11 protein-coding genes are annotated in these 9,314 nt (G+C 66.1%); 7 read left to right on the plus strand and 4 right to left on the minus strand.

The window, feature by feature from the left end; translation table 11 throughout:
• Nucleotides 1–123 precede the first annotated feature (123 nt).
• Together OJI97_RS07330 and OJI97_RS07335 are read right to left on the minus strand one after the other, a co-directional pair.
• Nucleotides 124–339: a helix-turn-helix transcriptional regulator gene (locus OJI97_RS07330; protein WP_297662404.1), complete on the minus strand. Its 216-nt coding sequence runs from the start codon at nucleotides 337–339 to the stop codon at nucleotides 124–126.
• The gene (locus OJI97_RS07335) at nucleotides 332–757 is read right to left on the minus strand and encodes a hypothetical protein (RefSeq protein WP_297662405.1); all 426 of its coding nucleotides are present in this window, start codon (nucleotides 755–757) and stop codon (nucleotides 332–334) included. The genes OJI97_RS07330 and OJI97_RS07335 overlap by 8 nt, the downstream gene beginning before the upstream one ends.
• A 140-nt stretch (nucleotides 758–897) precedes the next feature.
• Between OJI97_RS07335 and panB the strand changes: the two genes are divergently transcribed.
• The 6 genes from panB (at nucleotide 898) to OJI97_RS07365 (ending at nucleotide 6,189) form a co-directional block, all read left to right on the plus strand.
• Nucleotides 898–1,761, plus strand: a complete 864-nt coding sequence (gene panB, locus OJI97_RS07340) for a 3-methyl-2-oxobutanoate hydroxymethyltransferase (protein ID WP_297662406.1) — start codon at nucleotides 898–900, stop codon at nucleotides 1,759–1,761.
• Between the two features lie 111 nt (nucleotides 1,762–1,872).
• Nucleotides 1,873–2,700 carry a tetratricopeptide repeat protein gene (locus OJI97_RS07345; RefSeq protein ID WP_297662407.1) on the plus strand — a complete coding sequence of 276 codons (828 nt, stop codon included), beginning with the start codon at nucleotides 1,873–1,875 and terminating at the stop codon, nucleotides 2,698–2,700.
• A 1-nt stretch (nucleotide 2,701) separates the two neighbouring features.
• The gene (locus OJI97_RS07350; protein ID WP_297662408.1) at nucleotides 2,702–4,036 is read left to right on the plus strand and encodes a PQQ-binding-like beta-propeller repeat protein; all 1,335 of its coding nucleotides are present in this window, start codon (nucleotides 2,702–2,704) and stop codon (nucleotides 4,034–4,036) included.
• 45 nt (nucleotides 4,037–4,081) lie between these two features.
• Nucleotides 4,082–5,458, plus strand: a complete 1,377-nt coding sequence (gene der, locus OJI97_RS07355) for a ribosome biogenesis GTPase Der (RefSeq protein WP_297662409.1) — start codon at nucleotides 4,082–4,084, stop codon at nucleotides 5,456–5,458.
• Nucleotides 5,448–5,669, plus strand: coding sequence for a sulfurtransferase TusA family protein (locus OJI97_RS07360; protein ID WP_297662410.1), 222 nt, complete (start codon nucleotides 5,448–5,450; stop codon nucleotides 5,667–5,669). The genes der and OJI97_RS07360 overlap by 11 nt, the downstream gene beginning before the upstream one ends.
• A 115-nt stretch (nucleotides 5,670–5,784) precedes the next feature.
• On the plus strand, nucleotides 5,785–6,189 hold the full coding sequence (locus OJI97_RS07365; protein ID WP_297662411.1) for an Hpt domain-containing protein: 405 nt from the start codon (nucleotides 5,785–5,787) through the stop codon (nucleotides 6,187–6,189).
• Here the strand turns inward: OJI97_RS07365 and OJI97_RS07370 are convergent.
• Nucleotides 6,183–7,442, minus strand: a complete 1,260-nt coding sequence (locus tag OJI97_RS07370; RefSeq protein ID WP_297662412.1) for a DUF418 domain-containing protein — start codon at nucleotides 7,440–7,442, stop codon at nucleotides 6,183–6,185. The genes OJI97_RS07365 and OJI97_RS07370 overlap by 7 nt on opposite strands.
• A 254-nt stretch (nucleotides 7,443–7,696) precedes the next feature.
• Between OJI97_RS07370 and OJI97_RS07375 the strand changes: the two genes are divergently transcribed.
• Entirely contained in the window at nucleotides 7,697–8,476 is a 780-nt protein-coding gene (locus OJI97_RS07375; protein ID WP_297662413.1) for a Coq4 family protein, read from the plus strand.
• A gap of 36 nt (nucleotides 8,477–8,512) precedes the next feature.
• Here OJI97_RS07375 and OJI97_RS07380 read toward each other — a convergent pair whose 3' ends face one another.
• Entirely contained in the window at nucleotides 8,513–9,247 is a 735-nt protein-coding gene (locus OJI97_RS07380; protein ID WP_297662414.1) for a DUF72 domain-containing protein, read from the minus strand.
• Nucleotides 9,248–9,314: the final 67 nt, after the last annotated feature.

The raw sequence follows: 9,314 nt of genomic DNA on the forward strand, positions 1-9,314 counted from the left end.
GTCATTCCCGCGAAAGCGGGAACCCAGAGTGGGGTCAGCCGACGCACGCGCTGGGTTCCAGCTTTCGCGGGAATGACGAAAGTGGGGAGTGTCCGCTCCCCACCCCATAGCGGCCGCCCCCGTTCAATCCCCGTCCCATCGAAACACCGCCTCGAGCGGTTTGTCGAAAACGTGCGCGATGCGGAACGCGACTTCGAGCGACGGCGAATATTTGCCCTGCTCGATCGCCGCGATCGTCTGCCGCGTGACCCCGACATGGTCGCCGAGCTCGCCCTGGGTCATCTCGCCCGCCAGGAAGCGCAGGGTGCGGATGTCGTTGCTGAAAGGGGGCTTAGCCATGCCAGCCCCTCCGGTAGCTCGTCACGACCACCAGCAATCCGGCCGTTTCGGCGACCACGATCGCGAACAAGGCGCTGTTGACGATGTGCATCGGCGGGTCGGTGAAGGGCATGACCACCCCGACGATGATCGTGCCGGTCAAAAGGACGTAATAGCCGATCCGCGTGCCGCGCGCGGCAATCGCGCGGTCGCGTTCGTCGACGCGCGCGCGGGGCAGCTTGCGCGCCGCGATCGCCAGCCAGACATGGCCGATGATCACGACCACCGCCTGCGTCGCGGCGATCGTCCCGAACAGCCACAGCATCGCGAAACGATCGCTTCCCGCGGGATGGCCGGCAAGGATCAGCCCGAAATAGAGGCTGTAGGCCAGCAGCATCGCGACCAGCGTCAGCCAGGCCTTTTTCTCGGTATAGGTCATGGGGCGACTCTCCGAATGTTCGTTCTTGATGACTTAATGTTAAAAATATCAAACATAGAGTCAAGATAATTTTACAATGAGGCTGCAGGGGCCGAGTTCGATCTTTCGCTTGGCGATGGGACCGGCTAGACCCCCGCGCCATGTCCACGCTCCCCAAGACGCTCACCCTCGACACCTCCACCAGCCGCGCCAACCCGACGCCGCAGCCGATGAAGCGCCTGACGGTGCCGCGCATCCGCCAGCGCAAGGGCGGCGAGCCGATCGTCATGCTCACGGCCTATACCGTGCGCATGGCGCAGCTGCTCGATCCGCATTGCGACATGCTGCTCGTCGGCGATTCGCTCGCGCAGGTGATCTATGGCCTGCCGCACACCGTCGGCGTCACCATGGACATGATGGCGCTCCACGGTGCCGCGGTGGTGCGCGGCAGCTATCATGCCGCGGTGATCGTCGATATGCCCTTCGGCAGCTATGAGGGCAGCCCCGAACAGGCGTTCAACAACGCCGCGCGGCTGCTCAAGGAAACCGGCGCCGCGGCGGTGAAGGTCGAGGGTGGCAAGGTGCTCGCCCCGACGATCGAATTCCTCACCCAGCGCGGCATTCCGGTGATGGGTCATGTCGGCCTGACGCCGCAGGCGGTGAACATCCTCGGCGGTTACGGCGTGCGCGGCAAGAGCGAGGCGGAAGCGCGCTCGATCGTCGAGGATGCGGTCGCCGTCGCGCAGGCCGGTGCCTTCTCGATCGTCATCGAAGGCGTGCTCGAATCGATCGCGATCGAGATCACGGAAAAGGTCGCTTGTCCGACGATCGGCATCGGCGCCTCGGCGCAGTGCGACGGTCAGGTGCTGGTGACCGACGACATGCTCGGCATGTTCGAGCGCGTGCCCAAGTTCGTGAAGCGCTATCAGGATATGGCGGGGGTCGTCAGCGGCGCGGTCAAGGATTATGCCGACGAAGTCAGGGCCCGTTCATTCCCGACCGCCGATCAGATCTACGCAGGGTAAGGGCTGGCGCCGCGCGCAAGTGAATCGCTTGGCCTTTTCCGGTGCCATCGCTAAGGAAGCGGCCGGCCAGCCGATATCGTCCGGGGCCAATGGAATGTGATGGAGGTTTGATTGGCGCTGAGCCCGACGAACAGCAACGACGCGTTTTTGCAGGAAGTCGATGAAGCCGTCCGCAAGGACCAGCTCGACAATATCATGCAGCGCTATGGACGCTGGATTCTCGGCGGGGCGGTCGCCGCGCTGATCGCGTTCGGCGGCTATCTCTATTGGGGTCACCGGCAGGAAATCGCGCGCGGCGAAAAGGCCGAGGCGCTGATCGCCGCATTCGACAAGGTCAAGGCAGGGCAGCCGACCGCCGCGACCGCCGATCTCAAGGCGCTCGAAAGCGAAGGCAATCCCGCCTATCGCGCCGCGGCGCTGATCGAACAGTCGAACCTGAAGGCGAAGAGCGGCGACCTCAAGGCGGCGGCCGCGCTGATCGCCAGGGTCGCCGCCGACACCAAGCTCGACCAGTCGCTGCGCGACATGGCGCTGATTCGGCAGACCGCGCTCGAATATGACACGCTGAAGCCCGAGGCGATCATCGCGCGGCTGAAGCCGATCGTCGATGCCAAGGACCCGGCGTCGAGCTGGTTCGCGAGCGCCGCCGAGCTTAGCGCCGCGGCTTATTACAGCCAGGGAAAATATGATCAGGCCGGCCAGCTTTACGGCCGGATCGCGAAGCTGCCCGACGTCGCCAAGACGCTGCAATCGCGCAGCGTCCAGATGGCGGGAATGCTGGGCGTCGATGCCGTCGCCGACCGCGCGGCGGAAAGCCTGAAGGCGGAAGTGGAGGGCGCGCGTGCCGCCGCGAGCGCAGCCGGCGCGGCTCCGGCCGCCGGGGACCAGAAAGGCACGCCGGGCGCAGCGGCGGCCGCGAAGAGTGAGGAAGCCAAGTAACATGCGGAAACGCCATTTTGTGATGGGCGCGGCGCTGCTCGCCCTGCCACTTGCCGGCTGCGGCGCCCTCAAGGGCAACGGTGGGCCCAAGACGCCGACGGTCGGCCAGCGCGTATCGATCCTGTCGAACGACAACAGCATCAAGGTCGATCCGGCGATCGAGGCGGTCGCGGTCGTGCTGCCCGAACCGGCGGTCAACGCGAATTGGGCGCAGTCGGGCGGCAACGCATCGAAATCGATGGGCCACCCCGCGCTTGCCGCGACGCGAACGAAGCTGTGGGAAGCGCAGGTCGCGGGCAGCACCAAGAAACAGCGGCTCGCGTCGTCGCCGGTGATTGCCGACAACCGCCTGTTCGTCGTCGATACCGATGCGGTCGTCACCGCTTATGCGGCCGATACGGGCACGAAATTGTGGAGCGTGTCGATCGGCAGCACCGCCAAGGATTATCGCGATTCGCTGTTCGGCGGCGGCGCGGGGGTCGATGGCGATGTCGTCTATGCGACGAGCGGATCGGGCGATGTTGCGGCGCTCAACGTCGCCGACGGCAACGTGCTGTGGAAGGCGAAGCCCGCGGGGCCGCTGCGCGGTGCGCCGACGATCGCCTTCGGCGGCGTCTATGTGATCAGCCAGGACAATCAGATTTTCGCGCTGAATCAGGCCACGGGCGCGGTGCAGTGGCAGGCGACTGCCTCGCTCGAGCCCGGCAGCGTCTTTGGCGCCGCTTCGCCGGCGGCGGGGCAGGGCACGATCGTCGCGGGCTATTCGTCGGGCGAGGTTCAGGCCTATCGTTACGAGAATGGCCGCGACCTGTGGGAAGACGCGCTCGCGCGCACCTCGATGGCGCTGTCGGTCTCGACGCTGTCGGACGTCGATGCCGACCCGGTGATCGACCGCGGCCGCGTCTTCGCGCTCGGCCAGGGCGGCCGCATGGCGAGCTATGAACTCGTCACCGGCCAGCGCACCTGGGAAATCTCGATCGCGGGCATCTCGACCCCTTATGTGGTCGGCGAGTGGGTCTATGCGATGACCGACGACGGCAAGCTGCTCTGCGTCGCGCGGACCAGCGGCAAGGTTCGCTGGCTCCAGCAGCTCGCGCGCTATCGGGTCGAAACCGAAAAGAAGAAGAAGGACCCGATCCGCTGGACCGGGCCGATCCTGGCCGGCGGGCGCCTGATCGCGGTGAACAGCGAAGGCCAGCTTGTCGAATTTTCGCCGGCCGATGGCTCGACGCTCGCGACGACGGAGTTCAAGACGTCGCTGTCGCAGGCACCGGTGGTCGCAAACAATATCTTGTATATTTTGGCAGACGACGGAACCATCACGGCCTGGCGCTAAGGCGTCCGGGCCGGGGCGGCCCGGCGCAACAACAGGGAATGTGAGATGGCGCGATCCGCGACGATCGCCATTGTCGGCCGGCCCAATGTCGGCAAGTCGACGCTGTTCAACCGGCTGGTCGGCAAGCGCCTCGCGCTCGTCGACGACCAGCCGGGGGTGACGCGCGACCGGCGCGAGGGCGATGCGAAACTGCTCGGGCTCGAATTCCTGATCGTCGACACCGCGGGGTTCGAGGATCAGGATGCCGCGACGCTGCCCGGCCGGATGCGCGTCCAGACCGAGAAAGCGGTGCGTGAGGCCGACGCGGCGCTGTTTATGATCGACGGCCGCGCCGGGGTCACGCCGCTCGACGAGGAAATCGCGCGCTGGCTGCGCAGCGAAGACACGCCGATCATCCTCGTCGTCAACAAGGCCGAGGGGAAGCAGGGCGAAACCGGCCTGATGGAATCCTATGCGCTCGGCTTCGACAATCCGATCGCGCTCAGCGCCGAACATGGCGAGGGCGTGGTCGATCTGTTCGACGCGCTGCGGCCGATCGTCGAGCCCTTCATGGAGGCCGCCGAAGCTGCCGTCGATGGCGACGCAGGCGACGAGGAACCGCTCGGCCCGCTCAAGCTCGCGATCGTCGGGCGGCCGAACGCCGGCAAGTCGACCCTGATCAACCGCATGATCGGCGAGGACCGGCTGATCACCGGGCCCGAGGCGGGGATTACCCGCGATTCGATCCGCGTCGACTGGCAATGGGAAAAGGACGGCGAGGTCCAGCCGATCCAGCTTTTCGACACCGCCGGGATGCGCAAGCGCGCGAAGGTCCAGGACAAGCTCGAGAAACTGTCGGTCGCCGATGCGATGCACGCGGTCGATTTCGCCGAGGTCGTCGTGCTGCTGCTCGACGCCACCAAGGGGCTCGAGGCGCAGGATCTGCGCATCGCCGACCGGGTGCTCGACGAAGGCCGCGCGCTGATCGTCGCGCTCAACAAATGGGACGTCGCCGAAGATCCCTCGTCGCTGTTCAACGGCGTGCGCGCGGCGCTCGACGACGGGCTGTCGCAGATCAAGGGCGTGCCCGTGCTCAGCATTTCGGGCGCGACGGGGAAGGGGATCGACACGCTGGTGCGCGTCGCCTTCGAACAGCGCGCGATCTGGACCAACCGCGTCTCGACCGCGAAGCTCAACCGCTGGTTCGAGCGCGCGGTCGAGGCCAATCCGCCCCCCGCGCCGGGCGGCAAGCGGATCAAGCTGCGCTATATGACGCAGGCGCGGACACGGCCGCCGACCTTCGTCGTTTTCGGCAGCCGCACCGACGCGCTTCCCGCGAGCTACCAGCGCTATCTGATGAACGGGATGCGCAAGGAACTGGGCTTCCAGGGCGTCCCGATCCGCCTCAATTTCCGTAACACGCGCAACCCCTATGACGAATGAGGCGGGCGCGGCGGCGCGCGTCGTCGATGCGCGTGGTATGCGCTGCCCGTGGCCGGCGCTGCGGCTTGCGCGCGCGATGCGCGAGGCGGCGGACGTGCTGCTGCTCGCCGACGACCCGCAGGCGGCGCGCGAAGTCGCCGCGCTGGCGGGCGAGCAGGGCTGGACGCTGACCGACGACGCCGAAGGCGGCTGGCGCGTCCGCCGCGACTGACCCGAAATGGGGCGGCTTTCATTGCACGCCCCGGCCATCGTAACGGCTTTTTTACCAGCTTCGGGCATGGCGGCTTCGGGACCACCGAGCGATTGGAACACCGAGGGACAGGGCATTGGACGAGATCCTGGTCGATTGGGATGAATTCCGCGCGACCCGCACCCAGTTGGGCGCGGCGTTCGTGCGCATTCTGGGCTATTTCCGCGAGGACGGCACCAAATCGGTCGCCGCGATCGAAGAGGCGATGCGTGCCCGCGACGCGCGCGGACTCGTGATGCCCGCGCACACGCTGAAGAGCGAAGCGCGCCAGTTCGGTGCCGAGCGGCTCGGCGCGCTCACCGAGGATATCGAGATGTTCGCGCGCCATTGTGTCGAAGCGCAGGTCAGCCCCGAGGAATATCTGCCGCGCGTCGTCAATTTGCGCGCGCTGTTTGAGGAAACGCTCGCGGCGCTCGAACGCGAGGCGAACCCGCTCGTCCAGCGCAAGCCCGCGGGCTTCGGCCGCGCGGTCGGCTACTGAGGCCTCGCCTCTTTCCGCATCGGCTGCATCGCGCCGCGCGCGAGGCTGCGCCATAGCCATTCGAGCGGCCCATAGCGAAAGCGGTCGAGCCACGGCTTCGACCACAGCAGCATGACTGCCCACGCGGCGATGACGAACAGATAGAGCGGCGCGCGGTCGACCCGCCCGAACAGCCCCAACCCATAGCCATAGAAGATCGTCGTCATCACGATGCTGGTGCCGAGATAGTTGGAAAAAGCGGCCCGCCCCGCCGCCGCGACGCGTTCGATCCACGGGCTGGCGGCGTGATGCTTGATCAGCAGGACGAGCAGCGCCGCATAGCCGATCGTCATCATCAGCCGCCCCGGCTGCGCCCAGGCGAGGAAGGCGGTGAGCGAGAAAAGATAATCGAACCGCGCTTCGCGCATCAGCCAGAGGACGAGCAATGTCAGCAGCAATCCCGGCGGCAGCCAACGCCGGGCGACGCGGCGATAGGCGCGCGCCTCCCACGCCCCGGTCAGGAAGCCGTTGCGGAACAGCGCCATGCCGATCATCATCAGCGGCAGCGTTTCGAGCAGGTTGAAGACCAGCATCGCAAAGGGCGCGGCGGCATCGTCCAGCCGATGGCCGAGGATCGGCAGATAGCCGCCGCGATACAGCGCCAGCTCGCGCTGCACTTCGCCGTCGATCGTCGCATATTCGTCGCGGATCGCCTCGCCCGCCTCGACCCGCGCCAGCGGCGCGCCCGGGTCGCCCGCCGATGATGCGAGGAGCAGCTGGCCGCCGAACAGCAGCGACATCAGCAGGACGCCGAGCGTGAACAGCCCCGCCGCCCATCGTATCAGCCGCCGCGCCTCCCAGCCCCGGAACAGGAAGGCGATGCAGCCGACCGCGGCGTAGAGGAACAATATGTCGCCCCACCAGAGGAAGAAGAAATGGCAAAGGCCGAAGATCGCGAGCCACGCCATGCGGCGATAATGCACCGACGCAGGGTTTTGCCCGGATTTTTCGGCGCGATCGACGATCAGGATCAGGCTGGCCCCGAACAGGATCGAAAAGAGCCCGCGCGTCTTGCCGTCGACCAGCACGAACGCCAGCCCCCACGCCACCAGATCCGCCGCGGTGTCGCCGCCATAGGCGCGCGGCGAGACATAGGCCATTTCGGGCATCGCAAAGGCGACGATGTTCATCGCCAATATGCCCATCACCGCAAAGCCGCGCAGCGCGTCGAGCGTGACCAGCCGTGCGCTTTCCGTTCTGCCGTCGTCGCTCATGAACCCTCGCTGTATTATGCGCCTGTTACGGGGCGCGGCGAGGAGCGTCCAGCGCCATCCTCAAGGAAAAGCCGTGTGCCCCCGCGGAGGCGGGGGCCCATCTCCGGTCGGTGCCGGTTTTAACCGGCAGTAGATGGGTCCCCGCCTCCGCGGGGACGCGCGGGTATTTTTCGAAGTCGCATCTCAAGCCACTATTGACATATATGTCAGTAATGCTATCTCCCCCTTATCAGATGATTCGTCAGAGAGCCGCTATGACCCCGACCATCTTCTCCCACCCCGACCGCAAGCCCGCGAAGTTCCGCCCGTTCAAGGCGCTGTCGCACTTCCGCAAGCTGATCAAAGACAAGGAAGACACCGAACAGGTCTTCCACATCTTCGAGAATCTGCCGCGCAAGGGCTTCGTCGACGACGCGCGCGCCTTCGTCGAAAGCGACCTCGGCCAGCGCCTGATGGCCAGCGAACCCTATCTCCCCGACCTGCTCGACGATCATGGCTGGATCGACGAACTGCCCGAGGGCAGCGTCGGCCACGCCTATGTCACCTTCATGCGCCGCGAAGGCCTGTCGGCCGCCGGGCTCGTCGCCGAGAGCGAGAAGATGGGCCGGCCGCAGTTCGACGACCAGCTCCAATGGTATGCCAACCGCCTGCGCGACACGCACGACCTGTTCCATATCCTGACCGGCTATGGCCGCGACGCGCTCGGCGAACAGTGCGTGCTCGGCTTCACCTATGGCCAGACGGGCAACTACGGCAATTTCTTCATCGCTTATGCCGGCGGCTATGAAGTCAAGCGCGGTATCAAGAGCGATGCGCCGGTGATGGGCGCGATCCGCCAGGGCCAGCGCAACGGCAAGGCGTCGCAGGCGATCATTGAGCAGGACATCCGCTCGCTGCTCGCCGAACCGCTCGACGCCGCGCGTGCGCGGTTGGGGATCGGCGAGCCGACGCTCTATCACGAAGCGCACCGCGCCTATCGCAACCGCGGCATCGACCCGTACAACTTCCTCGCGGCCAAGGCCGCGATGGCCTGAACCAGATCCTCCCCTTCGCGAAGCGATGGGGAGGGTTTATAGCTTTTCGATCAGTGCCTGCGCGGCCGCCGGATTGCGCACCTTCGCGCCCGCGATGAAGAAAATATAGACGTCGCGGCCGCCCTTCGCCCAATCGCGCGCCTGCGTCGCCATATGATCGAGCGCCTTCGCGTCATATCCCGTTTCGACGTCTTCCCGGCTGCGCTGCAACCGGGCATAGGTGAAGTCCGCGGTCTGCTCGTCTATGCATGGAAATTCGTCGCTGTCGGCATAGACCAGCGCCATGTTCCGCTCGCGTAGCATGTCGACGAAGGCCGGATCGCGGAAGCTCTCGTGCCGCACCTCGATCGCGTGGCGCAGCGGCAGGCCGTCCTGGGTGTCGGGCAACAGATCCAGAAAGCCCGCGAAATCGTCGCGATCGAATTTTTTCGTCGCCATGAACTGCCAGTGGATCGGGCCGAGCCGGTCGCCGAGCTGCGTCAGCCCCTGCGTGAGGAATTTCTCGATCGAGGCCGCGCCGTCGGCCAGCACCCGCCGGTTGGTCGCAAAGCGCGACGCCTTGACACTGAACTGGAAGCCGTCCGGCACCGCCGCCGCCCAGTTCGCGAATGTCTCGGGCTTCTGGCTGCCATAATAGGTGCCGTTGATCTCGATCCCGGTCAGATGCTGGCCGGCATATTCGAGTTCGCGTTTCTGCGCGAGGCCGGCGGGGTAGAAGGGGCCGCGCCACGGCTCGAAGGTCCAGCCGCCGATCCCGATGTGGATGCTCATGGGCTTGTCACCTCCGTGCCGAATAACACTTCGTCATTGCGAGCGTAGCGAAGCAATCCAGAGAGAC

The organism is Sphingopyxis sp. (assembly GCF_025869345.1).
Lineage (GTDB): Bacteria > Pseudomonadota > Alphaproteobacteria > Sphingomonadales > Sphingomonadaceae > Sphingopyxis.